This is a genomic window from Paraburkholderia phenoliruptrix (assembly GCF_047325075.1).
In the GTDB taxonomy this organism is placed as follows: domain Bacteria; phylum Pseudomonadota; class Gammaproteobacteria; order Burkholderiales; family Burkholderiaceae; genus Paraburkholderia; species Paraburkholderia phenoliruptrix.
The window spans coordinates 1,494,511-1,519,784 of record NZ_CP168531.1 but is presented as its reverse complement, the minus strand read 5'-3'; the positions used below and the strand labels follow the sequence as shown (position 1 = coordinate 1,519,784).

The following is a 25,274-nucleotide window of genomic DNA, read 5'->3' as shown; positions in this document are numbered from 1 at the left end:
TGTGTTCCTCCTTGCTTGGGGCTCAGCCGCGCCGGCCGGCGTGATTCGCCGCGTCGCGCAGGGCTGCCCATACTTTCAATGCGTCTACGGTTTGCGCGACGTCGTGCACGCGCACGATGGCTGCGCCGCGTTCGGCTGCCAGAACCGCTGCCGCCACGCTGCCCGCCACGCGTTCCGGCGCCGGGCGGCCGGTGACCGCGCCGATCATGGATTTGCGCGACATGCCGGCGAGAACGGGGTACGGCGGCTCGGCGCGCGGCGCGGTGTCCGCGAGACGTGCGAGCAGCGCGTAGTTATGCTCGACCACCGCCTTGCCGAAGCCAAAGCCCGGGTCGACGCTAATCCGCTCGCGCGCAATGCCGGCCTGCCTGAGCACCGCCACCCGCTCTTCCAGAAACTGACTGACTTCGCCGACGACGTCGCCATAAACCGGCTCGCCCAGCTGCATGGTTTGCGGCTCGCCCAGCATATGCATCACGCACAGGCCGCAGTTGCTCTCGCGCACGGCTTCGACGGCGCCGGGCATGCGAAAGCCCCAGATATCGTTGATCAGGTCGGCGCCGGCGCTCAATGCGCGCCGCATCACTTCGGGCTTGTAGGTATCGACGGAAAGCGGCACGTTGGCGCCGTGCAGTTGCTCGATAAGCGGGATCACGCGTTCGAGTTCTTCGTCGAGCGGGACCGGCGGGGCGCCGGGGCGCGTCGATTCGCCGCCGATGTCGATCATGTCCGCGCCTTCGAGCATCATGCGCTCGGCGTGGCGCAGCGCATCGCCGCGCATCGCGTGCTGGCCGCCGTCGGAGAAAGAATCGGGCGTGACGTTCAGGATGCCCATGACCAACGGGCGTTCGAAGCTCAGCTTGAATCGGCCGCACTGCAGCGGCTCGGGAAGGGAAGGCGGAGAGAAAGCGGGTGTGGGCACGTAGCGTTGCGTTAAATGAATGCGGATAAATGCAAAACGGGCCGGTGTGGAAACACACCGGCCCGCACTTTCTACTGACAGCCGATCAGGCCGGCGCCGTCGCGCTGCCCGGCTTGACCTCGGTGCCGGGGCTGCCGCCCGACGACGCGTCGCTGGCCGACGGCGGCGAGCTCTTCGGCGAGCGCGGCGGACGTCCGGCCATGATGTCGTTGATCTGATCGGAATCGATCGTCTCCCACTCCATCAGCGCGGCGGTCATGGCTTCGACCTTGTCGCGGTTTTCTTCCAGCAGGCGCTTGGCGAGGTTGTATTGCTCGTCGAGCACGCGGCGGATTTCCGCGTCGACCTTCTGCTGCGTCGCTTCCGAAATGGTGCGCGTGAAGCCGCGGCCGAACGGCGTGGCGTCGTTTTCGTCGTCCACGTAGACCATCGGTCCCAACGCGTCCGTCATGCCGAAGCGGGCCACCATGGCGCGCGCGGTTTGCGTGGCCTTGTTGAAGTCGTCCGACGCGCCCGTGCTGATCAGGTTCAGGAACAGCTCTTCCGCGACGCGGCCGCCGAACAGAATCGCGAGACGGTCGAGCAGATAGTCTTTCGAGTACGTCTCGTTGTCGTGCTCCGGCAACTGCCACGTAACGCCCAGCGCGCGACCACGCGGAATGATCGTGACCTTGTGCACCGGATCCGCCTTCGGCAGCAGCTTCGCAATCACGGCATGGCCGGACTCGTGGTATGCGGTGGCGCGCTTCGACTCTTCGCGGATCACCGCCGACTTGCGCTCCGGACCCATGAAGATCTTGTCCTTCGCGTCTTCGAAGTCGGTCATTTCAACAATGCGCTTGCCGCGGCGCGCCGCGAACAGCGCCGCTTCGTTCACGAGGTTCGCCAGATCGGCGCCCGAGAAGCCCGGCGTGCCGCGCGCGATGACCGCCGCGTCGACGTCGTTCGAGATCGGCACCTTGCGCAGGTGAACTTTCATGATGTGCTCGCGGCCGCGGATGTCCGGCAGACCGACATACACCTGGCGGTCGAAACGGCCCGGACGCAGCAGAGCCTTGTCGAGCACGTCGGAGCGGTTCGTGGCAGCAATCACGATGACGCCGGAGTTCGCCTCGAAACCGTCCATTTCGACGAGCATCTGATTCAGCGTCTGCTCGCGCTCGTCGTTGCCGCCGCCCATGCCGGCGCCGCGATGACGGCCGACCGCGTCGATTTCGTCGATAAACACGATGCATGGCGCGTGCTTCTTGGCCTGCTCGAACATGTCGCGCACGCGCGCCGCGCCCACGCCGACGAACATTTCGACGAAGTCCGAACCCGAGATGCTGAAGAACGGCACCTTCGCTTCGCCCGCAATGGCGCGCGCGAGCAGCGTCTTACCGGTTCCCGGCGGGCCGACGAGCAACACGCCGCGCGGAATACGGCCGCCCAGCTTCTGGAATTTCTGCGGATCGCGCAGGAAGTCGACCAGTTCGGAGACTTCTTCCTTCGCTTCGTCGCAGCCGGCGACGTCGGTGAAATTGATTGCGTTGTTGTTTTCGTCGATCAGACGCGCACGCGACTTGCCGAACGAGAAGGCGCCGCCTTTCCCGCCCCCTTGCATCTGTCGCATCATATAGAACCAGAAACCGATGATCAGGATCGTCGGCCCGAGGTAATACAGCGCGGAAACCAGCGCATTGGGTTCGTCGTCAGCCTTGCCGCTCACCTGAACGCCATACTTCATCAGATCGCCGACCATCCAGATGTCGCCGGGCGATACGATCTGGTACTTCTGGCCGTCTGCTGGAGTGACCGTGAGGTTCCGCCCCTGGACAATGACGTTCTTGACTTTGCCGTTCTTCGCGTCGTCCATGAACTGCGAATAGGAAACGCCTTCCTGGACACGGGGCTTGTCGAACTGCTTGAACACCGTAAATAGCACCAGTGCGATAACCAGCCACACTGCTGCCTTCGAAAACATATTGTTGTTCAAAGCACCACTCCTTCACTTAGACGGGCGCCTACATTTGCCTTGCGGCACCACGAAAGCATTCTAATCCAGTCCGCAGACCCCTGCCATAAGGTTTCGCTACCACAGAAATAGCATGGCGGGGGCTGCGCGGGACGCCCTAGACGGGCTTCTTCAGATGCTTACCCAAAATAAACGTTTCTGACGACTTGTCCCGCGAAGCCTTGGGCTTGCGGGCAGCCACCACCTTGAACTGGCGCTTGAACTTTTCGACAATCTGGCTGTAACCGCTGCCGTGAAAGCATTTGACTAAAAGGGCTCCATCCGGTTTCAGGTGATTTTGCGAGAATTCCAGCGCGAGATCACACAAATGCTCGATTCGCGCCGCATCCGCCACCGCCACTCCCGACAGGTTGGGCGCCATATCCGAAATTACAAGATCGACTTGCCGCTCGCCGACTAATTCTTCCAGCTGAACCAGCACGGAGTCTTCGCGGAAGTCGCCCTGAATGAAGTGGACGTCGGCGACGGGCTCCATCGGCAGGATGTCAAGCGCGATGATCGTGCCCTCAATGCCGCCCTCGCGCTCCGCGTCACGCTGCGCGCCTTTGGCGAGCTTGTTGCGCGCGTACTGGCTCCAGCTGCCCGGCGACGACCCGAGATCCACGATCACCTGCCCCGGCCGGATGAGCTTGTCCTGCTCGTCGATTTCCTTCAGCTTATAGGCGGCGCGGGCGCGATAGCCTTCCCGCTGCGCCATTTTCACGTACGGATCGTTGATGTGGTCGTGCAGCCACGCCGTATTGAACTTGTTTTTTGCCATTAAACGTTGAACTCTTGCTGCGTCATGTCACGCTTTAGCGGATAATACGCGGTTAATTCGCGCGGCGACCGCCAGAAAACCGGCTGTTATCCGCGATTCTGTTGTCCTTGCGCGCCGCCTGCCGCAGTGTCCCAATCGTGTTCCGCTCCACCGCGTCGAAAGACGGGATGGGGAACGCAGGTGCCGCCATTTTAGTCGAGTCTCCCACTTCACATGCCCGCCCTCAAAGTCTCCTCCGACCAACGCGCCGAGTTGCGCTCCCAGGCACATGCGCTCAAACCGGTCGTGCTCATCGGCGCGGAAGGCTTGACTGACGCCGTGCTCGCCGAGATCAAGGTTCACCTCGCCGCTCATCAGCTCATCAAGATCCGCGTATTCGGCGACGAACGCGAGGAACGGATCGCGATTTACGAACAGATCTGCGACACGCTGAACGCCGCGCCGATCCAGCATATCGGCAAGCTGCTCGTCATCTGGAAGCCGGAAGCGGCCGCCCAGCCCGCGGCGAAAGCCAAACGGGGCACCCTGCCGAGCGCGCGCGAAGCCGCGGTCGAAGCCAAACCTGGCAAGGGCCGCGCGCCGCGCGTCGTCAAGGTCGTGAAGCCGAGCGAAGTGCCCATGCGCAAGCCCAAGGCGAAGGCGGTGCTGGTGCGCGGCAACGAGCGCGTCACGCAAGGCGGGAACATCAAGCGCGCGAAGAAGCGCCAGACCAGCACGAAGCGCGCGCATCAATCGAAGTAAGCCGGCCGGCCAAGGCGGCGAGATCCGCGCCTGGCCCGCGCCGTGGCTTGTGGGCGGCTTGCGTTGAGCGGTTTCCGCTTCCCTAGCCCGCCGCCTCTCCGGGAACGTCGCGCGCGCCCTGCCGCGCGGCGCCGGCTCCGCTGTCCACGGGCAGCTTCCACACGAGCGCAATGCCGAGCAGGCTTTCGATCAGATAGAACACGCTGGACGCACCGTGCAGCATGCCAAAGCGCGCTGCATACGCGGAATGCGCGAGGTCCGTGCCCGCTTCGAGTGCGGCGACGCGCATCGCATTCATAAACGGCTGCAACGCGAAGTACCCCACGAGCACGCAGATCAGCATGCCGGCCACCAGCCAGCGCAAACGCCGATAGGCATTACCGCCGCGCCGGACCATCACGTTGGCGAGACCCAGCAGCAAAATGCCGCAGACGGCGCCCAGCACGCCTTCTACGCGAAACAACTGGGCCGCCACCGCGCCCGCCGTCGTCCGGTCGAGCGAACTGAACAGCACGGGCGCAACGGCATAGCCGATAGTCAGCAGACTGCCGACCCACACGACCGTCAAGAGACGAAAAATTCGATGCGGCATCAGAGACACCGGAGCCGCCTTCAAACGTAGCTGACCGCGATGATTTCGTACTCGCGCACGCCGCCCGGCGCCTGCACCGACGCCACGTCGCCTTCGGACTTGCCGATCAGCGCGCGCGCGATCGGCGAGCTGATGGAGATCAGACCGTGGTCGATGTCCGCTTCGTCGTCGCCGACAATCTGATATTTGACCGACGCGCCCGACTCCAGGTCTTCCAGTTCGACCGTTGCGCCGAATACCACGCGGCCGTCGGCCTCTACTTGCGACGGGTCGATCACCTGCGCGCCCGCCAGCTTCGATTCGATTTCGGCAATGCGGCCTTCGATAAAGCCCTGTTTTTCTTTCGCGGCATCATATTCCGCGTTTTCGGACAAATCGCCCTGCGCGCGCGCTTCCGCAATCGAGTTAATCACGGCGGGACGCTCGACCGATTTGAGTCGCTGCAATTCGTCGCGCAGCATGTCTGCGCCGCGCTTGGTCAATGGAATAGTGCTCATAAACAACTCTCGAGAAAACGCCGGGCCGCTTCCAGTTTTCGTGGCCCTTTTTGGGGATCTGGCGCAAAAGCGGCAGAAGCGGGCACTGTGGAACGAAAAACGGCCGTAAAAAAAATCACCGCGGTTAAGTGCATTTCGCGGGAGCCGGCGGACGGGGGAAAACCCCGACCACAGCACCTGCGAAACGCCGCTTAACCGCGGCACTTACATCCTGGACAGGTATTCGAAGCCTTAGTTTAGGCGAGCGTGCAAGCCTTGTAAATCATAGACTTCCAGGTCCTTCAGGTAGCGCAGGCCCTCGACCGCCGCGCGCGCGCCCGACATGGTCGTGTAGTACGTGACCTTGTTCGCCTGCGCGCTCATGCGGATCGAGCGCGAATCGGCAATGGCGGCACGGGTTTCGTCGACGGTCGTGAAAACCAGCGCAATCTCGCCGTTCTTGATCATGTCGACAATGTGCGGACGGCCGTCCTTCACCTTGTTGACGACCTTCACCGGTACGCCGGCCGCTTGAATCGCGGCAGCCGTGCCTTTGGTCGCGACGATCGGATAGCCGAGCTCGTGCAGCATGCGCGCGACTTCGACGGCCTTCGGCTTGTCGGCGTCCATCACGGTCAAGAGCACCGTGCCCGACTCCGGCAGGCGCGAACCCGCCGCGAGTTGCGACTTGAAGAGCGCCTCGCCGAACGTACGGCCCACGCCCATCACTTCGCCGGTGGAACGCATTTCGGGTCCGAGCACCGGATCGACCGCCGGGAACTTGACGAACGGGAACACCGCTTCCTTCACGCTGAAATACGGCGGCTCGACTTCCTTCGTCACGCCTTGCTGGGCGAGCTTCTGGCCGACCATGGCGCGCGCGGCGATCTTGGCGAGCGGCAGGCTCGTCGCCTTCGACACGTACGGCACCGTGCGCGACGCACGCGGATTCACTTCGAGCACGTAGATGATGTCTTCTTTCGAACCGTCCGCCTGCGGAACCTGCTGGATCGCGAACTGCACGTTCATGAGGCCCACGACGTTCAGCGCCTTCGCCATTGCGCCAGTCTGACGCTTCAGTTCGGCCACGGTCTCCTTCGACAGCGAGTACGGCGGCAGCGAGCAAGCCGAGTCGCCCGAATGCACGCCCGCCTGTTCGATGTGCTCCATCACGCCGCCGATGAACACCGCGTCGCCGTCGGAAATGCAGTCCACGTCGCATTCGATCGCGTCGTTCAGGAAGCGGTCGAGCAGCACCGGCGAATCGTTCGACACCTTCACGGCCTCGCGCATGTAGCGCTCCAGATCGCGCGGCTCGTGGACGATTTCCATGGCGCGGCCGCCCAGCACGTACGACGGACGCACGACAAGCGGATAGCCGATTTCGTCGGCGAGCTTGAGCGCTTCGTCTTCCGTGCGCGCCGTGCGGTTGGGCGGCTGACGCAGGCCGAGGTCCTGCAGCAGCTTCTGGAAGCGCTCGCGGTCTTCTGCCGCGTCGATCATGTCGGGCGACGTGCCGATGATCGGCACGCCGTTCGCCTCGAGATCGAGCGCGAGCTTCAGCGGCGTCTGGCCGCCGTATTGCACGATCACGCCGATCGGCTTTTCCTTGTCGACGATTTCGAGCACGTCTTCGAGCGTGAGCGATTCGAAGTACAGGCGGTCGGACGTGTCGTAGTCGGTCGAAACGGTTTCAGGGTTGCAGTTCACCATGATCGTTTCGTAGCCGTCTTCGCGCATGGCGAGCGCGGCGTGCACGCAGCAGTAGTCGAACTCGATGCCCTGGCCGATCCGGTTCGGACCGCCGCCGAGCACCATGATCTTTTTGTTGCTGGTCGGATTCGCTTCGCACTCTTCCTCGTAGGTCGAGTACATATACGCGGTTTTGGTGGCGAATTCCGCCGCGCAGGTATCCACGCGCTTGTACACCGGGCGCACGTTCAACTCGATGCGGCGTGCACGCACGTCCGCCGGCTTCGCGCCGACGAGCTTCGCGAGACGGCGATCGGAAAAGCCGCTTTGCTTCAGATATTTGAGTTCTTCTTTCGAGAGGCTGGCCAGCGTACGGCCCGCCAGCGCCTTTTCCTTCAGCACGATCTGTTCGATCTGCGCGAGGAACCACGGGTCGATCGACGTCTCTTCGAAAATCTCTTGAGCCGTCATGCCGATACGGAACGCGTCGCCCACGTACCAGATGCGGTCCGGGCCCGCTTCGCCGATCTCGCGAATGATCTCGTCGCGATTCGTGGTCTTTTCGTCCAGACCATCCACGCCGACTTCGAGGCCGCGCAGCGCCTTCTGGAACGACTCCTGGAAGGTGCGGCCGATGGCCATGACTTCGCCGACCGACTTCATCTGCGTGGTCAGGCGCGAATCGGCTTCGCGGAATTTCTCGAACGCAAAGCGCGGAATCTTCGTGACGACGTAGTCGATAGTCGGTTCGAACGAGGCAGGCGTCTGGCCGCCGGTGATTTCGTTCTTCAGCTCGTCGAGCGTATAGCCGACGGCCAGCTTGGCGGCGACCTTGGCGATCGGGAAGCCGGTGGCCTTCGACGCCAGCGCCGACGAACGCGACACGCGCGGATTCATTTCGATCACGATCATCCGGCCGTCTTTCGGATTGATCGAGAACTGCACGTTCGAGCCGCCGGTGTCCACGCCGATTTCGCGCAGCACCGCGAGCGACGCGTTACGCAGCACCTGATATTCCTTGTCGGTGAGCGTTTGAGCCGGCGCGACGGTGATCGAGTCGCCGGTGTGGATGCCCATCGGGTCCAGGTTTTCGATCGAGCAGACGATGATGCAGTTGTCCTTTTTATCGCGGACCACTTCCATCTCATACTCTTTCCAGCCGAGCAGCGATTCTTCGATCAGCAGCTCGCGCGTGGGCGACAGATCCAGGCCGCGCTTGCAGATTTCCTCGAACTCTTCGCGGTTGTAGGCAATGCCGCCGCCCGATCCGCCCAACGTGAACGACGGACGGATCACGACCGGGTAGCCGCCGGAGCCGGTTTCCGCCGCGATGCGCGCGTGGACCTGCAGCGCTTCTTCCATGGAATGCGCGGTGCCCGACTTGGCCGAACCGAGGCCGATCTTCGTCATCGCGTCCTTGAACTTCTGGCGGTCTTCCGCCTTGTCGATGGCTTCCGGCGACGCGCCGATCAGCTCGACCTTGTACTTGTCCAGCACGCCGTGCGCGTGCAGGTCGAGCGCGCAGTTCAGCGCCGTCTGGCCGCCCATGGTCGGCAGAATCGCGTCGGGGCGCTCCTTCGCGATGATGCGCTCGACCACTTCCCACGTGATCGGCTCGATGTAGGTGACGTCGGCCGTGTTCGGGTCGGTCATGATCGTCGCCGGATTGCTGTTGACGAGAATGACCTTGTAGCCTTCCTCACGCAGCGCCTTGCAAGCCTGCGCGCCCGAGTAGTCGAACTCGCACGCCTGGCCGATGATGATCGGACCCGCGCCGATAATGAGAATGCTCTTGATGTCTGTCCGCTTGGGCATAACGCTCTCGCTAATGTATTCCTGTGTCGACCGGAGTTGGCGCTTCAGCGCCTTACTCCCGTTCCACGCAACTTGTTTGCCATTCTTTCCGTCGACGCGCGCCGCCTGTGCGGGACGCGCGCTGTGCCTCTCGCCGCGCTTCGGCGGGCTCCTGCTTATGCCGCCGCAGTCTTGCCGGCCTCGGTCTTGCCGGCCTTTTTCGCGTCCATCAACGCGGTGAAGCGGTCGAACAGATACGCGATGTCGTGCGGACCCGGCGACGCTTCCGGGTGGCCCTGGAAGCAGAATGCCGGTTTGTCGGAGAGCGCGAAGCCTTGCAGCGTGCCGTCGAAGAGCGACACGTGCGTCACGCGCGCGTTGGCGGGCAACGTGGCGGCATCCACCGCGAAGCCGTGGTTTTGCGACGTGATGACCACGCGGCCATCTTCCAGATCTTTCACCGGATGGTTCGCGCCGTGGTGACCCGTCTTCATCTTGACGGTTTTCGCGCCGAGCGCGAGACCCATGATCTGATGGCCGAGACAGATGCCGAAGGTCGGGATGCCGCGCTCGATCAGCTCTTTTGTGGCCTGAATCGCGTAGTCGCACGGCTCCGGGTCGCCCGGCCCGTTCGACAGGAAAATGCCGTCCGGGTTGAGCGCGAGCGCGTCCGCCGCGCTCGCCTGCGCCGGCAGCACGGTGACGTGACAGCCGCGCTCGGCCAGCATGCGCAGAATGTTGTACTTGACGCCGTAGTCGAACGCGACGACACGGTACTTCGGCGCGTTCTGCTTGCCGTAGCCCTCACCCAGACGCCATTCTGTCTGCGTCCACTCGTAGCGTTCCTTCGTCGACACGACCTTGGCGAGGTCCATGCCCGCGAGGCCCGGAAACGAGCGCGCGAGTTCGACGGCCTTTGCTTCGTCGTCGGAACCGGCAAGGATTGCGCCGTTCTGCGCGCCCTTGTCGCGCAGAACGCGGGTCAGCTTACGGGTATCGAGGCCGGCGATGGCCACCACGCCTTCGTCCTGCAGATACTGGCTGAGCGTGCGCTCCATGCGGAAGTTCGACGCGAGGACCGGCAAGTCGCGAATGATCAGCCCGGCGGCATGGACTTTCGTCGCTTCGACGTCTTCGGCGTTCACGCCGACGTTGCCGATATGCGGATACGTGAGGGTCACGATCTGGCGCGCGTAGCTCGGGTCAGTCAGGATTTCCTGATAGCCGGTGATAGCCGTGTTGAACACGACTTCGCCGATGGTATGCCCGGGGGCGCCGATCGAATAACCACGAAAGACCGTGCCGTCGGCGAGCGCGAGCAGAGCGGGAGAAAATGACGGCAACACGGGAGACTCCTTGGGGGAACACCCTGTTGCCGACCTGCCTATCCGGTTTGCGAGCCGCAGCGGACAGCATCGTGCGATGCGCGCGCAGACTCGCTCGCGTACTGCCGTTGACGTTGCAAGGGGCGCGATGGGTCCATTGTGTGGACGGATCGGCAAGGTGCGGGCCCTTCTTGCGACGCCTGTGGCGCGCGGCGGATGAACGGTATGGGAGAGGTAGGCGCTAGGGTGCGGGTTGATAAGCTCAAACCTTGAAATTATAGCCTGAAACTGCCCTTCTCTCCAAATGTGAGATGGCCGGGCGCGCGCGTGGAGGCGCGCACGGAGCCGGCGAAAGCCTTATTGGAGGCGGCTAGCGCTGGTGCAGACCACATCCGCGAGAGGCGATTCGGGATAGCGCCCAGCCGCCACTTGGGCTCATGGGAATCGCCCGACAGGTTCTTACGCCGTGGCTCGGCAAGCGGCGCGGCGTGCCGCCGGGTGACAGCTTAGGTGCGCCCCAAATGAAAAACGCCGTCACCACAGGGTGACGGCGTCGAAAAATCCGGGAGTGCGGAGGCTTCTGCGCGGACCGGCACTTCAACCGCCGCCGCGGCGCACCCAAACATCCGGCTTACTTGCTCTTTTTGGTGCTGGCCGCGCTCTTCGTTGTCTTGCTGGAGGTCGAGGCCGACACCTTCGTCACCTTGCCGGCAGGCGCCGCGGACGCTTTCGCTTTACCGGCCTTCGTCACTGGCTCCGACACCGTCACGACGGCGGAATGGCCCCGGCCCTTCCTGGTGTCGCCGCGCGATTCGCGCTTCGAGCCGCCGACGCGCGTGCCGATCTTCTGGACACCGCCGCCCTCGACGTCGGTCGCGATACGCTCCGGCCCCGGCTCGCTCGGAACAGCCTTGCCGACCGGCACATGCAGCACCACCACCTGGCCGCGCGACACGCTGTCGCGATGCGTGCGGTTCCATGCCTTCAACTGGCCGACGGACACGCCGTAACGCAGCGCGATAGCCGCCATCGACTGATTGCGGCGCACCCGGATCAGCATCTTGCGCGTGTCGGGGACGTCGGGCTCCATCGCGAGCACAGCGCTTTCTGCGACGTCGGCGCTGATGTCCTCGTCGTCGTCCGAACCGCGCGGCACGACGATAGTGGAACCCGGCTTCAGACGCATGCCGACCGGAATCTTGTTCACTTCCATCAGCGTGTCGGCGTCGACGCCGATTTTTTGCGCGATGGCCGCCGGCGCCGAGCGCTCCGTGACCGTGTACGTGGTCCACGACGACAGCGAACCGGAATAGGTTTTCAGGTTGCGCTCGAACGCGCTCGCATTGTCGAACGGCAGGAGAATCTGCGGCTGCGTGGCGCCGAGAATGACCGGCTTCCTGAACGACGGATTCAGCGAGCGGAATTCGTCGAGCGACATATTGGCCAGTTTGGCGGCCATGTCCACGTCGATGTCGTGCGACGTGGTCACCGTCACGAAATACGGGTGATTCGGAATGGACGGCAGCGTGAGCCCGTACATTTGCGGGTTCATCACGATGTTCTTGACCGCCTGCAGCTTCGGCACATAGTTGCGCGTTTCGTTCGGCATGCGCAAGCTCAGGTAGTCGGTGGGCAAGCCCGCCGCTTCATTGCGCGCGATGGCGCGCTGCACGTTGCCCTCACCCCAGTTGTAGGCGGCGAGCGCGAGCTGCCAGTCGCCGAACATGTCGTGCAGGCGGGACAGATAGTCGAGCGCGGCGCTGGTGGACGCCAGCACGTCGCGGCGCTCGTCCTGCCACATGTTCTGCTTGAGGTTGTAAGTGCGGCCGGTGCCCGGCATGAACTGCCACATGCCGGCCGCCTTCGCCACCGACAACGCCTGCGGGCTGTACGCCGACTCGATGAACGGCAGCAACGCGAGCTCAGTCGGCATATGGCGCGCCTCGAGCTCCTCGACGATGTGATACAGGTACTTCTGCGAGCGCTCGGTCATGCGCTGCACGTAGTCGGGGCGCTGCGCGTACCAGTTGACCTGCATGTCGACGAGGTCGGTCTGCAAGTCGGGCATCTGGAAACCGCGGCGAATCCGGCCCCACAGATCGGCGTCCGCGCTCGTCAGCTGCGTGACGGAGCCCTGGTCGACGTTGATAGTTTGCTTGGCGGTGGCTGTCTTGCGAAGTGCGTCGGCTACGTCTTGCTGGCTGGCGGGATTTGTTGCGGTGGTGGGGCTGACCGTTGTTGGTCCCTGGCTCGCGCAGGCGGCGAGCGTCAGGACCAGCAACGCACTAAAGATAAATCTCATGAACGTCTCGGCTTCCACAAGGGCTGGAATTTGCAGCCGATAGTACGAAACCGCAACGTCTACGTCAATCGGAAATTGACAAAAAAATCAAGCAAATCTAGGGCTTGGCGAATTCTTCCGATTCTTCGCTTGAGGAAAACCCCGACGCCGACCCGGTCACCTGAAGCGGTTCTTCCATTCGCGCATCAAGGTGAACGCCGTCAGCCGGTCGGAAATTTTCTCGTGCAACTGCTCTTGCAGCGTTGCGTGGACGGCGGGACTGTCAGAGCGCAGGAAAGGATTCACCGCGCGCTCATGGGCAATGGTGGTCGGCAAAGTCGGCTGATTGCGCGCCCGCAGCTCGCTCGCCTTGTCGCGCCAGGCCTGCAGCTCGACGTTGCCCGGCTCGCAGGCGAGCGCGAATCGTATATTGGAGAGCGTGTATTCGTGCGCGCAGTGAACCTGCGTCGCGCCGGGCAGCGCGGCAAGCGCGTCGAGCGACGCGAGCATCTGGGCCGGCGTGCCTTCGAAGAGCCGCCCGCATCCGCAGGCGAAAAGCGTGTCGCCGCAAAACACGTGAGGCGTGCCGCCGCGATCCGCGGCCTGGAAATACGCAATGTGGCCGCTCGTGTGCCCCGGCACGTCGAGCACGCTGAATTCCAGTGCGGGCTTCGCAATCGTCACCCGATCGCCGTTTTTGAGACGTTGCGTGACATGCTCGATCGCTTCGCCGGCGGGCCCGTAGACGGGAACGGCCTGGCCTTTCAGCAGATCGGCCACCCCGCCGACGTGGTCTTGATGATGGTGCGTGAGTAAAATAGCGCTCAGCCGCCACCCGCGTTTGGCCAGATAGGCGCGAACAGGAGCGGCTTCGCCCGGATCGACGACGACCGCATGGTGCCCGTCGGAAACGACCCAGATGTAATTGTCTTCAAACGCCGGGACCGGTACGTACTCGAGCGCATTCATAGGCGACGCATTTTTGATATGACTGACCGAGCGATTATAGACTGGCCCGCCTGGACGGATTCGCCGCCTGGCCGCTACGTGCTCGAGTGGGAACAAACCCAGCTCGACCGGGTGGTCTCCGACGTGTTCGGCTACCACGCCCTGCAGCTCGGCCTGCCGCAGCTCGACGCCTTGCGCGAAAACCGCATGCCCTGCCGCGGGCTGGTGCTCGACGCCGCCAGCGGCGCGAGCGCACCCTACAGTTTTCCGCGCGCAGGCCCGCACGGCGGCCATGGCGGGAACGGAGCGGGCAACGGCATGTACGCGGGGCCGGCGCCCGGCGGCTACGCGCCGCTGCCCGCGCCCGGCGGGCGCAGCGCCGTCTGGTGCGACTTGCTGGATTTGCCTTTCGAAGCCCAAAGCGTCGATCTGCTCGTGATGCCGCATACGCTCGAATTCACGAGCGATCCGCACCGCCTGCTGCGCGAGGCCGAGCGCGTGCTGATGCCGGAGGGTCAGTTGATCATTCTCGGCTTCAACTCGCTGTCGCTATGGGGCGCCCGGCAATCGGTCGGCAAGATGACCGGGCGGCCGTTCGTGCCCGCCGCCGTCGACCTGATCGCCTTCACGCGCCTGAAAGACTGGATCAAGCTGCTCGGCTTCGATCTTGAACGCGGGCGCTTCGGCTGCTATCGTCCGCCGCTCGACAGCGACCAGTGGCTCTCGCGCTACGGTTTCATGGAAGCCGCCGGCGACCGCTGGTGGCCGATCTTCGGCGCGACCTACATGATCAAGGCGATCAAGCGCGTGCGCGGCATGCGCCTCGTCGGGCCGCTGAAGGTCAAAAAACCCGTCCTCGCCGCCGGCCTCGCGCCCGCCGCCACACCGAACACACGCAACCACACTCAATGACAGCGAACATCATCGACATTTATACCGACGGCGCCTGCAAGGGCAACCCGGGCCCCGGCGGCTGGGGCGCCCTTTTGCGCTTCGGCGATCAGGAAAAAGAGCTGTTCGGCGGCGAAGCGAATACGACCAACAACCGCATGGAGCTGATGGGCGTGATCTCCGCGCTCGAAGCATTGAAGCGCCCGTGTCAGGTCGTCGTGCACACCGACTCGCAGTATGTGCAGAAAGGCATCAGCGAATGGATTCACGGCTGGAAGAAGAAAGGCTGGGTCACGGCCGCGAAGCAGCCGGTGAAAAATGCGGATTTGTGGAAGCGGCTCGACGCGCTCGTCGCCCAGCATGAAGTGCAATGGCGCTGGGTGCGCGGGCACAATGGCCACCCGGAAAACGAGCGCGCCGACCAGCTCGCCAACCGCGGCGTGGCGTCGCTCGCGGAACTGTGACGCCAGGGCGCTTCACCTGCGCTCTTTTCTCTGCGCCGTGTACTGCGTCTTCGGCGGCATTTTTCTGTGCTGATTTCCGGCTGCAACTTTTCAGGCAAAGCTAATCCGACATGCGTCAACTCATTCTCGATACTGAAACGACCGGCCTCAATGCGCGCACGGGCGACCGCATCATCGAAGTCGGCTGCGTCGAACTGGTGAACCGCCGCCTCACCGGCAACAACCTGCACTTCTATATCAATCCGGAGCGCGACAGCGATCCGGGCGCGCTGGCGGTCCACGGCCTGACCACCGAGTTTCTCAGCGACAAGCCGAAGTTTGCGGAAATAGCCGACGAGTTTCGCGATTTCATTCAGGGCGCGGACCTCATCATTCACAACGCGCCGTTCGACATCGGCTTCCTGGATGCCGAATTCGCGCTGCTCGGCCTGCCGCCCGTGAGCACGCATTGCGGCGAGATCATCGACACGCTCGCGCGCGCCAAGCAGATGTTCCCCGGCAAGCGCAATTCGCTCGACGCGCTGTGCGATCGCTTCGGCATCAGCAATGCGCACCGCACGCTGCACGGCGCGCTGCTCGACTCGGAGCTGCTCGCCGAGGTGTATCTCGCGATGACGCGCGGCCAGGAAAGCCTCGTCATCGACATGCTGGGGGAATCGCATGCCGGTGGCGAAGCGCATGCGCCGCGCGTCGCGCTGGACTCGCTCGACCTGGTGGTGATCGCAGCCAGCGACGAGGAACTGGCCGCGCATCAGGCGGTGCTCGACGGCCTCGACAAGGCGATCAAAGGCACGAGCGTGTGGCGTCTGGAACCTGCGCCCGTGTCGGATGAGCAGGCCGCTTAAAAAGTGCTGGACGAGCCAGGAAATCCCTGACATAATCTCAATCTCTTCGGGTGGTTAGCTCAGCGGTAGAGCACTGCCTTCACACGGCAGGGGTCACTGGTTCGATCCCAGTACTACCCACCAGATTCTTGGTGTGTCGATCACCGAAGACAAAGGGCTTACGCAGCAATGCGTAAGCCCTTTTTCCGTTGTGCCGTTTTGTCTTTTTTGCTTTGTGTGCTCTGGCTCTGCAAGCGCAAGTGCGGTCAACACCGAAACCTCGTCGTTTGCGGCAGTCAGCCGTGCTGATATAGTCGGTTCTCGGGCATTCGCTCCGTCTACTTCTCCACCTCATCGACTACAGGGAGGCGTCACATGTTCGCAGTGCATATGGCTGTCCCTGACATAGTCCCGCGACGCGTTACTTCGTCGCTCTCTCGTGGCTCGCGGTCGCTGATCCGTCAGTAAGCCGTTGCCCTTCCCGGAGCAGCCCGACAAGGCGCTCCACGCAATTCCAGACAGTCAGTCCAGAGCTCGGTACGCAGGCCTATCGCCCGCCGCCGCATTGCCGTTCAACGGCACGGTCGACTGTCTCTTCATTCTGCTTTTGACTGGAACCCCGCTGCGTCACGCGCACCCGGGTTGTCACACATGACCGGAAAAAAACTCGACTTTCGCGGGCAGGCCTTCAAGGATGTCCTCGGCTTCACTTTCCATCACTGGGCGCAACAGCCGTGGCGGATCGTCGTCATTGCCGCGCTCGTCATGCTCTCCGCCGTGGCGGACGTGCTCACGCCGATGTTCGCCGGCCGTCTCGTCGACGCCATCGCGTCCGGCCCGGCCGCGCGCGGCAGCGCCTGGCACGCGGCCATCACGGCGTTCGGCGTGCTCGGCGCGCTGGGACTCGGCGCGACTCTGCTGCGCCAGGGTATGTACTTCAACATCATCAAGCTGACGCTCAAGATGATGAGCGAGATCGCCGCCAACGCGTTTCATCGCGTGCAACGGTTTTCGACCGACTGGCATGCGAACAGCTTCGCCGGCTCGACGGTACGCAAGATCACGCGCGGCATGTGGGCGCTCGACCTGCTGAACGACACGCTGCTGATCGCGCTCTTTCCGTCGCTGATCATGCTGGTGGGCGCGACGCTCCTGCTCGGCTGGCGCTGGCCGATGATGGGCGCGGTGGTCGGCGTCGGCTCGCTGGTCTACATCGCCGTGACGGTCGCGCTGTCGCTCGGCTACGTGGCGCCCGCCGCGCGCCTCGCCAATGCGTGGGATACGCGCATGGGCGGCGCGCTCGCGGACGCAGTGAGCTGCAACGGCGTGGTCAAGGCCTTCGGCGCGGAAGTGCGCGAAGAGCTGCTGCTTGCGCGCGTGATCGGCAAGTGGCGCGAGCGCACGCGCCGCACGTGGACCCGCGGCACGATCAACGGCGGCGTGCAGGGCGCGATGCTGGTGGCGATCCAGACTGCCATTCTCGGCACCGCGCTGGTGCTGTGGCTGCGCGGCGAGGCGAGCGTGGGCGACATCACCTTTGCCTTGACGATGTTCTTCATGCTGCAAGGCTATCTGCGCGAGGTCGGCATGCATATCCGCAACCTGCAGCGCTCGGTCAACGACATGGAGGAACTGGTGTCGCTCGAGCGGCAGCCGCTCGGCATAGAAGATCGGCCCGGCGCCGGTGCCATTGCGATCGGCAAAGGCGAGATCCGCTTCGAGTACGTCACGTTTCACTACGGCGCGAACGCCACCCCGCTCTATCGCGACTTCTCCGTGCGCATTGCGCCGGGCGAACGCGTGGGGCTGGTCGGCCATTCGGGTTCGGGCAAAACGACCTTTATCAAGCTGATCCAGCGTCTCTACGACGTGTCGGAAGGCCGCATCACGATCGACGGTCAGGACATCGCCCAGGTGAAGCAGGCGTCGCTGCGCAGCCAGATTGCCATCGTGCAGCAGGAGCCGGTGCTGTTTCACCGCTCGCTCGCCGAGAACATCGCGTATGCGCGTCCCGACGCGAGCCGCGCCGACATCGAGCGAGCCGCGCGGCTCGCCAATGCGCACGAGTTCATCAGCGCCCTGCCGCACGGTTACGACACGCTGGTCGGCGAGCGCGGCATCAAGCTCTCGGGCGGCGAGCGTCAGCGGGTGGCGATCGCGCGGGCGTTTCTCGCGGACGCCCGCATCCTGATCCTCGACGAAGCCACGTCGAGCCTCGACAGCGAAAGCGAAGTCCTGATCCAGCAGGCTATGGAACGGCTGATGGTGGGCCGCACGACGCTCGTCGTGGCGCACCGGCTGTCGACGGTGCGCGCGCTCGACCGCCTGCTCGTGCTCGACAAGGGCAAGGTGATCGAGGAAGGCACGCACGAAACGCTGATCGGCCTCGAAAACGGCGTGTACCGGCGGCTTTTCGAACGCCAGGCGCTGGAATTGATCAAGGGCCTCGGCGAAGCGCCGCTCGCGCACGAAACGCGGCGCATGCGCAGCGCCGCAATCGACGATTCGAGCTTGCTGGTCGGAAAGTAAGAACGGCAACGAGGGCACGCGTCGGGCGCAAGCGTTTATCGCCGCAAGCGCTTTGCGCGGACGCGCCGCCGGTCACACCACGCCGGAAGGCAAACCGATGCCGCGCGCCATGCCCGTCGCCGCGAACACCATCAGCACCAGCAAGACGGTCTGAATCACACTCAGGTGCGCATAACGCCGCGCGTGGTGCAGATCCGGCGCCTCGCCCTTGCGGATCGACGCGCGCCAGCGCATCAAGGCCAGCATCGACGGCACTTCCAGCACGATGATGATGACGAGCAGCGCCATCTTCACGTGAAAGAGCGGCTCGTGGACATAGTAGTCGGCGCCCTTTTCGTAAGGACCGAAAAGCCGCAGCAGTCCGGTCGCGACCAGCACCGCCGCGGACAGCCCCCAGCGCGTGTCGGCGCGGAACACCGAGCGTAGCGCGGCCGGCACCGCCGCGCGGCGCAGCGACCACGTGCGCCGCAAGATCGACGCAAGCGCAAAGCCATAGGCGAGCAGATGAAGAGCGGCAAGTAACCAGCGAACCAGCATAGCGACTCCTGCAAACGACACGGCACATGGATTGTTATCACTCGCCCGCCATCCGGCGCGGGCGGCATCTTCATTTCATTATCGGCCAGGGCTTACTTTACAACGCGCTCGTCAGTCGCAGCATGTGACCGACTGCACACAGCGCTCACGCTTGCCGCAAGGTGCTGTCGAGCGCGCGCGCCGCCACGCGGTCGCCTTCGGTCGTCAGCGCGGCGCGAAATACCGTCTGCCGGTTGTGACCTGCTGCGGCCGGCGAATCCCACAGCAACTCGATCTTCGGACGCCGCCCGAATGCGGCGCGGGCAAGCGACGGCGCACCGGTCGAGCGCGGCGCCGCGGCCGTGGCGAGCGTGTCGCCCGCGGCATGGAGCGCGACCATCGGCGTGGGCGGCGCCGCAGACCGCGTGCCTGGAGCGTCCGCCCAACGCACCGAGAGCTCGCGGGCGTCGTACTGCCCCACCTTGCGACGCTCGGCCCACACGCTCACGGTCCGCGTCAGCGGATCGAGCGAGACCGCATAGCGCCCGATTGCAAAACGGCGCGCGGCAATGTTCGTGCGCCACAGCGCGCGCGGCCGGCAGATCCACAGAACCGCCGCATAGAGCGCGGGCGCGGCCAGCAGCCAGCCGTTCGTCGCCGCCACTGTTTGCGCGGCGCGGCGCCAGCCGGCACTGACCGCGAACGCACTGACGATCCAGATGGCGAACACCAACCCGAGGAAGGCGAAGAGACGCAGCGTTTGCCGCAGCCACTGCGGCAACGGATGGAACGGCCGCTCGGCAACCGCGCGCGCGCCGGGCAAAAAGATCAGCAGAAACAGGAAGACGAGGTTGATGCATGCCCACGGCGACGACGCCATGGCCGACAGCGATGTCGTCAGATTCATCTCCGACATCGAAAACAGCCAGCGGGCGAGGAGCACGAGACCGATGGCGCGCAACGCGAAAATCGTTCCGGCGCCGGGCGCGGCATTCGCACGCGTCTCTTTCGTTCTCGCCAAGGCATCCTCCTGTCGTCGGCGGCGCCGCAGCCAAATTTGCGGCACGGCCATTATAGGGATATTACGAATCTCGGCTCGCTGCGGGGGCCGCGAAACACTCAGTTTGCATCGCAGAAAGCGAAAAAACGCGGCGCCGATGCAACAACGCCCCGCGAGCGGCTTGCACGCGGGGCGTTGCGGGCGGCCGGCGAAGCGCCCAAAGGGCACTTTATCCGCCGAACCTGTTGGCTGCGACCGGTCGTTTCCGGTCTCGCACGCTTACTTTGCGCTTGGTTCGCGCTTAGTTCGCATTCACTTCGCGCAGCACGGTGCGGTGCTTCTGACGCAGCAGCTCTTCATACGTGGCGACGTAGTTGCGCGCCATCACCTTCGACGAGAAGCGCGCCTCGAACGCCTCGCGCACCTTCGCGCGCGGCAGTGCATGCAGGCGCTTCACCGCGGCGACCGCGCTGATTTCGTCTTCCACGACGAAACCCGACACGCCGTTCTCGATCACTTCCGGCACCGAACCGCGATTGAACGCGATCACCGGCGTGCCGCACGCCATCGCCTCGATCATGACGAGGCCGAACGGCTCCGGCCAGTCGATCGGGAACACCAGCGCATGCGCGTTGCCGAGGAACTCACGCTTTTCGGCTTCGCCGATTTCGCCGATGTACTCGACGTGCGGCAGCGCCATCAGCGGCTTGATCACTTCTTCGTAGTACGCGCGGTCGGCCTTGTCGATCTTCGCCGCGACCTTGAGCTTCATGCCTGCCTGGCCGGCGATGCGGATCGCGCGGTCGAGGCCCTTCTCCGGCGAAACGCGGCCGAGGAAAGCGAGGTAGCCCGGCTCGACATTCGGGATCGGCTTGAGCACGTCTTCCGGCAGGCCGTGATAGACGGTCTGCAGCCAGTTGGCCTGCGGCAGCGGAATGCGCTGGTTGTCCGAGATCGACACGACCGGCACGTCCTTGAACGTGTTGAAGATCGGTTGCAGTTCCGGCAGGTCCAGACGTCCGTGCAGCGTGGTCAGGAACGGCACCGGCTGGCGTGCGAACAGCGAAAACGGGTAATAGTCGATGTGGAAGTGCAGCACGTCGAACTCGTCCGCGCGGCGGCGCACTTCTTCGAGCAGCAGCATGTGCGGCGCCATCACGTCGCGGATGGTGGGGTCGAGGCGCAGCGCTTGCGGCCAGAACGCTTCCAGCTTTGCCGAGGTTTGCGAATCGCCGCTCGCAAAGAGCGTGACGTCGTGGCCCTGCTCGACCAGCGCTTCGGTCAGATAGGACACCACACGTTCCGTACCACCGTACAGCTTGGGAGGAACCGCCTCGTGCAACGGAGCGATTTGAGCGATTCGCATAATGGAGAACTCCTCGTAAAAAACCGGCAAAAGTACTGCGTTTGGTAAAAGCGACTCGCTTGCTCGCCAGGGCAGTCGGCCGGACACGCCGGCACAGGCCTGATTCTCTCGAGATATCCTGCGATAGATCGCTTCAGTCTAAATAGCCCGGACGATGATCACCGTCCATGCCTGTGCGGTAAACGCACAGGCGTGCCCGACGTTGACAAACTGTCAGAAATTTCGGCAGGGCTTACAGCGCATGCATTATCAATGCCGGAACTTACGCTGCGCCACAGCATTTCAAAGTCTTTACGTTGTTACAAGGGGGATACACTTTGCAAACCCTTGTTTTGCAAGACAGTTCTACAGTAACCACTGGCTGGCGCGGCCGCCTCGTACAGGCTCGCCGGCGGCGTTTTGTAAGTTCGTGCATGAGGCTTGCCGGCACCCGTTGAAAAGACTCCAGCAGCCCGGCTGAATGCAATTTGTAATTATATCCCGAAAAATTCCGCAATCCGCGTGAACCCCTGCGGCCGCCACCGGTCGAGCTAGAGGTAGATCGCGGACGTCCATCGCGACATCAATCGCGCCAAAAGCCCGGATACACAGGGCGCAATCGCCGTTGCATGTTTACAATGCGAAGCATTGGCTTCGCCGCGGAACTTTTCGCGTGGCCCATGCCTTGCATGCACACCCCCGAACCCCACCGACCTCTCGCTCAATTGGAACATCTGACCATCGCCCAGCGCAACGCCCAGAACGCAAAGCTCGCGAGCTATGCGCACAGGCCGCTTGCGTTCCTTTTCCGCTTTATCCGCCGCCATCCGCTCGCTCATGCGACCGTGCTGTGCAGCGTGATAGCGGCCGTGGGCTGTGCGCTCGCTTCGCAGTACGCGATCAAGCATCTTATCGATGTGCTCGGCACCGGCCGGCATCATCCGGGGCCGCTGTGGGGCGCGTTCGCGATCCTCGTCGGGCTGATCGCAGCGGACAACCTGCTGTGGCGGGTCGGCGGCTGGGTGGCGGCGCACACGTTCGTGGCCGTGACCGGCGACCTGCGGCGCGACCTGTTCCAATACCTGAGCGGCCATTCGCCGACCTACTACGCCGAAAAGCAGCCGGGCATGCTGGCAAGCCGGATCACCGCGACCTCGAACGCGGTCTACACGGCCGAGAACACCACGGCCTGGAACGTGCTGCCGCCGTGCATCGCCGTGCTCGGCGCGATTTTCATGATCATCGCGGTGAACCCGCTGATGGCGGGCGGCCTGATGCTGTGCTCGGCCATTCTGTCGGTGGTGCTCTACAAGCTCGCCGGCCGCGGCTCGGTGCGCCATCACCATTTCGCGACCAAGGCGGCGTCGGTGGACGGCGAACTCGTCGACGTGATCAGCAACATGGGCCTCGTGCGCGCGTTCGGCATGACCTTTCGCGAGCAACAGCGGTTCGGCGCGACGGTCAAGGCGGAAATGGACGCGCGTCAGCAGAGTCTGCTCTATCTGGAGAAGCTGCGCCTGCTGCACGCGGTCATCACGGCGCTGCTCTCGGCGGGCCTGCTCGGCTGGGCGCTGGTGCTGTGGGATCAAGGCAAGGCGACCTCGGGCGATATCGTGCTCGTCAGCTCGCTCGGCTTCACGATTCTGCACGGCACGCGCGATCTGGCGGTCGCGCTGGTGGACGTGACCCAGCACGTCGCGCGTCTCGCGGAAGCCGTGCGCACGCTGCTCGAGCCGCACGGCATGCCCGATCGCGACGGTGCGACCGAACTCGTGCCGCAAGGCGGGCGCGTCGACTTCGAAGGCGTGACGTTCGCCTATCCGCGCCGCCGGCCGATCCTCGATCATTTCGACCTGCACATCGAACCGGGCCAGCGGGTCGGGCTCATCGGCAAGTCGGGCGCGGGCAAGTCGACCGTGCTCGCCCTGCTCCAGCGTTTCTATGAGACGCAAGGCGGCGCCATCAGGATCGACGGCCAGGACATCGCGACCATCACGCAGGACAGCCTGCGCCACGCGATCGCGCTGGTGCCGCAGGACATTTCGCTGTTCCATCGCACGGTGTACGAGAACATTGCGTATGGCCGTCCCGAAGCGAGCCGCGAAGAAGTGCTGGCCGCGGCGCGCGAGGCGCGCTGCACGGACTTTATCGAGGCGATGCCGGAAGGCTTCGACACGATTGTCGGCGACCGCGGCGTGAAGCTCTCCGGCGGCCAGCGCCAGCGCATTGCGATTGCACGCGCCATCCTGAAGAACGCGCCGATCCTGCTGCTCGACGAAGCCACCTCGGCACTCGACAGCGCCTCGGAAGAAGCCATCCAGAAGGCGCTGGACCGGCTGATGGTGGGCCGCACGGTGATCGCGATCGCGCACCGCCTGTCCACACTGCATAACTTCGACCGCATCATCGTGATGAGCGCCGGCAAGGTGATCGACGACGGCAGCCCCGAAGAACTGCGCCAACGCCCCGGCCTCTACCGCGACCTGCTGTCCAAGCAATACGGCAAGGGCACGACGCTGCACATCGGCGGCAAGAAGGTCGACGAACAGCATGTGATCTGAGCGGCCGCGCGTCGCACCCAAGCGAGGAGCGCGTCAGCAACGCGCGGGGATCGCCAACGAAAAAAGCCGCTGTCGAGCGGCTTTTTCTTTTCAGCTGCGCCGCGCACGAAGGCGGCTAGCCCTCGCTTGCCAGAACCTCGCGCGCGCTTTTCTTCCCCACGCGGGCGCGCGAGCGCGCGCCGGCGGTGCGCGTTGCACCATCGGTGCTCTGCAGATCGCGCATGAAGTTGTCGCGCCAGACCGACACATTGTTCTCCCGCAATTGCGCCATCATGCCGCGGTGACGCGCCTGGCGCTCCGCGAGCGGCATGTCCAGCGCCGTCGCGAGCGCATCGGCCATTCCGTCGATGTCGACCGGATTGACGATCAGCGCGCCGTCGAGCTCCTGCGCAGCGCCGGCAAAGCGCGACAGCACGAGCACGCCGGGATTCTCCGGGTCCTGTGCCGACACGTACTCCTTGGCGACGAGGTTCATGCCGTCGCGCAACGGCGTCACGTAGCCGACGTGCGCGGTGCGAAACAGCGCGGCGAGCACGGAGCGCTCATATTGCTTGTGGATGTAGAGGATCGGCGTCCAGTCCAGCTCCGCGAAGCGTCCGTTGATGCGGCCCGACTCCCCTTCCAGCTGCAGGCGGATGTCCTGATAGGCGTGCATGTCCGCGCGCGTGGGCGGCGCGATCTGCAGGAACGACACCTTGTTGCGCTGCGCGGTGGCGTGTTCCAGCAGACGCTCGAACGCGCGAAAACGCTCGACGAGTCCCTTCGAATAATCGAGGCGGTCCACGCTCATGATCAGCTTGCGCGAATGCAGCGTCGCTTTCATCGTGCGCACGGGCTTGCCGCGTTCGCCCGCTTTCGCGAGTTCGGCGATTTCGTCCGGATACACGCCGATCGGATACGCCGCGGCGCGCAATGTACGGCCAAACGCGCGAATGGCGAGCGGGCCGGCGGCGGATGCCTCGACCGTACCGTTCGCCTCGTTGACGATGTAGTCGCAAAACGCGCGCAGATCCGGTGCCGTCTGAAAGCCGAGCAGATCGAACGAACACAGAGCTTCCACGAGCTCGCGATGCGGCGGCACGGCGAGCAGCACTTGCGACGCCGGAAACGGAATATGCAGGAAAAAGCCGATGCGATTCTTTACGCCCGCCGCGCGCAGTGCCTCGGCGAACGGAATCAGGTGATAGTCGTGGACCCAGATCACGTCGTCGTCGCGCAACAGCGGCACCAGTTGCTGCGCGAGCCACGCATTCACGCGGCAATAGCCGGCGAAATCGTGCCGGTCGTAATGCAGCAGATCGGCCCGATAGTGGAAAGCCGGCCACAGCGTCGCGTTCGAGAAGCCGCGATAGTACTGGTCGTAGTCGCGGCGCATCAGCGCAATGGTCGCGAAGGTCACGGGGCCGCGCTCTTCGACCTTGATCTGCGGCTGGCCGGAACTCAGCACTTCGCCGCTCCAGCCGAACCACATGCCGCCGGTTTCCTTCAGCGCGTCATATACGCCGACCGCGAGACCGCCCGCTGCCGGGCCGCCCTCCGAGATCGGCGCAACCCGGTTCGAAACGATAATCAGTCGGCTCATGAAGCGCTGTCCCCGAT

At 64.1% G+C, this 25,274-nt stretch carries 19 protein-coding genes and 1 tRNA gene; 7 read left to right on the top strand and 13 right to left on the bottom strand.

Annotated features, from left to right (window positions below):
* Positions 1-22 precede the first annotated feature (22 nt).
* The 3 genes from folP to ACEN8U_RS19055 all read right to left on the bottom strand — a co-directional run bounded on the left by folP (position 23) and on the right by ACEN8U_RS19055 (position 3,696).
* Positions 23-835, bottom strand: a complete 813-nt coding sequence (gene folP / locus ACEN8U_RS19065) for a dihydropteroate synthase (RefSeq protein WP_015003362.1) — start codon at positions 833-835, stop codon at positions 23-25.
* Positions 836-1,007: 172 nt separating this feature from the next.
* The gene (gene ftsH, locus ACEN8U_RS19060; RefSeq protein ID WP_013340014.1) at positions 1,008-2,897 is read right to left on the bottom strand and encodes an ATP-dependent zinc metalloprotease FtsH; all 1,890 of its coding nucleotides are present in this window, start codon (positions 2,895-2,897) and stop codon (positions 1,008-1,010) included.
* Between the two features lie 136 nt (positions 2,898-3,033).
* A complete protein-coding gene (locus ACEN8U_RS19055) occupies positions 3,034-3,696 on the bottom strand; it encodes an RlmE family RNA methyltransferase (protein ID WP_015003364.1) in 663 nt (220 codons plus the stop codon).
* A 213-nt stretch (positions 3,697-3,909) separates the two neighbouring features.
* On the opposite strand from ACEN8U_RS19055, the gene ACEN8U_RS19050 reads away from it, so the two are divergent.
* Complete coding sequence (locus ACEN8U_RS19050) at positions 3,910-4,437, top strand: YhbY family RNA-binding protein (protein ID WP_013589119.1); 528 nt, start codon at positions 3,910-3,912, stop codon at positions 4,435-4,437.
* A gap of 82 nt (positions 4,438-4,519) precedes the next feature.
* Here the strand turns inward: ACEN8U_RS19050 and ACEN8U_RS19045 are convergent, their stop codons facing one another.
* From ACEN8U_RS19045 to gloB, 6 genes are all read right to left on the bottom strand, one after another.
* Positions 4,520-5,029, bottom strand: a complete 510-nt coding sequence (locus ACEN8U_RS19045; RefSeq protein ID WP_015003366.1) for a DUF4149 domain-containing protein — start codon at positions 5,027-5,029, stop codon at positions 4,520-4,522.
* 20 nt (positions 5,030-5,049) lie between these two features.
* Entirely contained in the window at positions 5,050-5,526 is a 477-nt protein-coding gene (greA, locus tag ACEN8U_RS19040; RefSeq protein ID WP_013589121.1) for a transcription elongation factor GreA, read from the bottom strand.
* Positions 5,527-5,757: 231 nt separating this feature from the next.
* Complete coding sequence (gene carB, locus ACEN8U_RS19035; protein WP_310106981.1) at positions 5,758-9,012, bottom strand: carbamoyl-phosphate synthase large subunit; 3,255 nt, start codon at positions 9,010-9,012, stop codon at positions 5,758-5,760.
* Between the two features lie 155 nt (positions 9,013-9,167).
* Entirely contained in the window at positions 9,168-10,337 is a 1,170-nt protein-coding gene (gene carA / locus ACEN8U_RS19030; RefSeq protein WP_013589123.1) for a glutamine-hydrolyzing carbamoyl-phosphate synthase small subunit, read from the bottom strand.
* A gap of 610 nt (positions 10,338-10,947) precedes the next feature.
* Positions 10,948-12,618, bottom strand: a complete 1,671-nt coding sequence (locus tag ACEN8U_RS19025) for a transglycosylase SLT domain-containing protein (protein ID WP_041746342.1) — start codon at positions 12,616-12,618, stop codon at positions 10,948-10,950.
* A gap of 156 nt (positions 12,619-12,774) precedes the next feature.
* The gene (gene gloB, locus ACEN8U_RS19020; protein ID WP_015003369.1) at positions 12,775-13,566 is read right to left on the bottom strand and encodes a hydroxyacylglutathione hydrolase; all 792 of its coding nucleotides are present in this window, start codon (positions 13,564-13,566) and stop codon (positions 12,775-12,777) included.
* Positions 13,567-13,584: 18 nt separating this feature from the next.
* Between gloB and ACEN8U_RS19015 the strand changes: the two genes are divergently transcribed.
* From ACEN8U_RS19015 to ACEN8U_RS18995, 5 genes are all read left to right on the top strand, one after another.
* Positions 13,585-14,457 (top strand): class I SAM-dependent methyltransferase, encoded by an 873-nt coding sequence (locus tag ACEN8U_RS19015; protein ID WP_041745618.1) that lies wholly within the window; start codon positions 13,585-13,587, stop codon positions 14,455-14,457.
* The gene (gene rnhA, locus ACEN8U_RS19010) at positions 14,454-14,900 is read left to right on the top strand and encodes a ribonuclease HI (protein ID WP_013589127.1); all 447 of its coding nucleotides are present in this window, start codon (positions 14,454-14,456) and stop codon (positions 14,898-14,900) included. Before ACEN8U_RS19015 ends, rnhA begins: the two co-directional genes overlap by 4 nt.
* A 110-nt stretch (positions 14,901-15,010) precedes the next feature.
* A complete protein-coding gene (gene dnaQ, locus ACEN8U_RS19005) occupies positions 15,011-15,745 on the top strand; it encodes a DNA polymerase III subunit epsilon (protein ID WP_013589128.1) in 735 nt (244 codons plus the stop codon).
* A 48-nt stretch (positions 15,746-15,793) separates the two neighbouring features.
* Positions 15,794-15,868: transfer RNA gene (locus ACEN8U_RS19000), tRNA-Val, on the top strand.
* 507 nt (positions 15,869-16,375) lie between these two features.
* Entirely contained in the window at positions 16,376-18,253 is a 1,878-nt protein-coding gene (locus tag ACEN8U_RS18995) for an ABC transporter ATP-binding protein (RefSeq protein WP_015003371.1), read from the top strand.
* Positions 18,254-18,325: 72 nt separating this feature from the next.
* Here the strand turns inward: ACEN8U_RS18995 and ACEN8U_RS18990 are convergent, their stop codons facing one another.
* The 3 genes from ACEN8U_RS18990 to ACEN8U_RS18980 all read right to left on the bottom strand — a co-directional run bounded on the left by ACEN8U_RS18990 (position 18,326) and on the right by ACEN8U_RS18980 (position 21,135).
* Complete coding sequence (locus tag ACEN8U_RS18990; protein WP_015003372.1) at positions 18,326-18,790, bottom strand: DUF2214 family protein; 465 nt, start codon at positions 18,788-18,790, stop codon at positions 18,326-18,328.
* 145 nt (positions 18,791-18,935) lie between these two features.
* Positions 18,936-19,790, bottom strand: a complete 855-nt coding sequence (locus ACEN8U_RS18985; RefSeq protein WP_015003373.1) for a hypothetical protein — start codon at positions 19,788-19,790, stop codon at positions 18,936-18,938.
* A 280-nt stretch (positions 19,791-20,070) separates the two neighbouring features.
* Positions 20,071-21,135, bottom strand: coding sequence for a glycosyltransferase family 4 protein (locus ACEN8U_RS18980; protein ID WP_013589132.1), 1,065 nt, complete (start codon positions 21,133-21,135; stop codon positions 20,071-20,073).
* A 668-nt stretch (positions 21,136-21,803) separates the two neighbouring features.
* Between ACEN8U_RS18980 and ACEN8U_RS18975 the strand changes: the two genes are divergently transcribed.
* Positions 21,804-23,675 (top strand): ABC transporter ATP-binding protein, encoded by a 1,872-nt coding sequence (locus ACEN8U_RS18975; RefSeq protein ID WP_049799295.1) that lies wholly within the window; start codon positions 21,804-21,806, stop codon positions 23,673-23,675.
* A gap of 115 nt (positions 23,676-23,790) precedes the next feature.
* On the opposite strand, the gene otsA is transcribed toward ACEN8U_RS18975, so the two are convergent.
* Positions 23,791-25,257, bottom strand: a complete 1,467-nt coding sequence (gene otsA / locus ACEN8U_RS18970; RefSeq protein WP_015003376.1) for an alpha,alpha-trehalose-phosphate synthase (UDP-forming) — start codon at positions 25,255-25,257, stop codon at positions 23,791-23,793.
* Positions 25,258-25,274 lie beyond the last annotated feature (17 nt).

Excerpts from the sequence above, each read along its gene's own strand:
- dnaQ (WP_013589128.1), top strand. The coding sequence starts at position 15,011 with ATGCGTCAACTCATTCTCGATACTGAAACGACCGGCCTCAATGCGCGC.
- ACEN8U_RS18975 (WP_049799295.1), top strand. The coding sequence starts at position 21,804 with ATGCACACCCCCGAACCCCACCGACCTCTCGCTCAATTGGAACATCTG.
- carB (WP_310106981.1), bottom strand. The coding sequence starts at position 9,012 with ATGCCCAAGCGGACAGACATCAAGAGCATTCTCATTATCGGCGCGGGT.
- greA (WP_013589121.1), bottom strand. The coding sequence starts at position 5,526 with ATGAGCACTATTCCATTGACCAAGCGCGGCGCAGACATGCTGCGCGAC.
- ACEN8U_RS19055 (WP_015003364.1), bottom strand. The coding sequence starts at position 3,696 with ATGGCAAAAAACAAGTTCAATACGGCGTGGCTGCACGACCACATCAAC.
- ACEN8U_RS19025 (WP_041746342.1), bottom strand. The coding sequence starts at position 12,618 with ATGAGATTTATCTTTAGTGCGTTGCTGGTCCTGACGCTCGCCGCCTGC.
- ACEN8U_RS18980 (WP_013589132.1), bottom strand. The coding sequence starts at position 21,135 with ATGCGAATCGCTCAAATCGCTCCGTTGCACGAGGCGGTTCCTCCCAAG.
- ACEN8U_RS18990 (WP_015003372.1), bottom strand. The coding sequence starts at position 18,790 with ATGCTGGTTCGCTGGTTACTTGCCGCTCTTCATCTGCTCGCCTATGGC.
- folP (WP_015003362.1), bottom strand. The coding sequence starts at position 835 with ATGGGCATCCTGAACGTCACGCCCGATTCTTTCTCCGACGGCGGCCAG.
- ACEN8U_RS19050 (WP_013589119.1), top strand. The coding sequence starts at position 3,910 with ATGCCCGCCCTCAAAGTCTCCTCCGACCAACGCGCCGAGTTGCGCTCC.
- rnhA (WP_013589127.1), top strand. The coding sequence starts at position 14,454 with ATGACAGCGAACATCATCGACATTTATACCGACGGCGCCTGCAAGGGC.
- ACEN8U_RS19015 (WP_041745618.1), top strand. The coding sequence starts at position 13,585 with ATGACTGACCGAGCGATTATAGACTGGCCCGCCTGGACGGATTCGCCG.
- gloB (WP_015003369.1), bottom strand. The coding sequence starts at position 13,566 with ATGAATGCGCTCGAGTACGTACCGGTCCCGGCGTTTGAAGACAATTAC.
- otsA (WP_015003376.1), bottom strand. The coding sequence starts at position 25,257 with ATGAGCCGACTGATTATCGTTTCGAACCGGGTTGCGCCGATCTCGGAG.
- ACEN8U_RS18995 (WP_015003371.1), top strand. The coding sequence starts at position 16,376 with ATGACCGGAAAAAAACTCGACTTTCGCGGGCAGGCCTTCAAGGATGTC.
- ACEN8U_RS19045 (WP_015003366.1), bottom strand. The coding sequence starts at position 5,029 with ATGCCGCATCGAATTTTTCGTCTCTTGACGGTCGTGTGGGTCGGCAGT.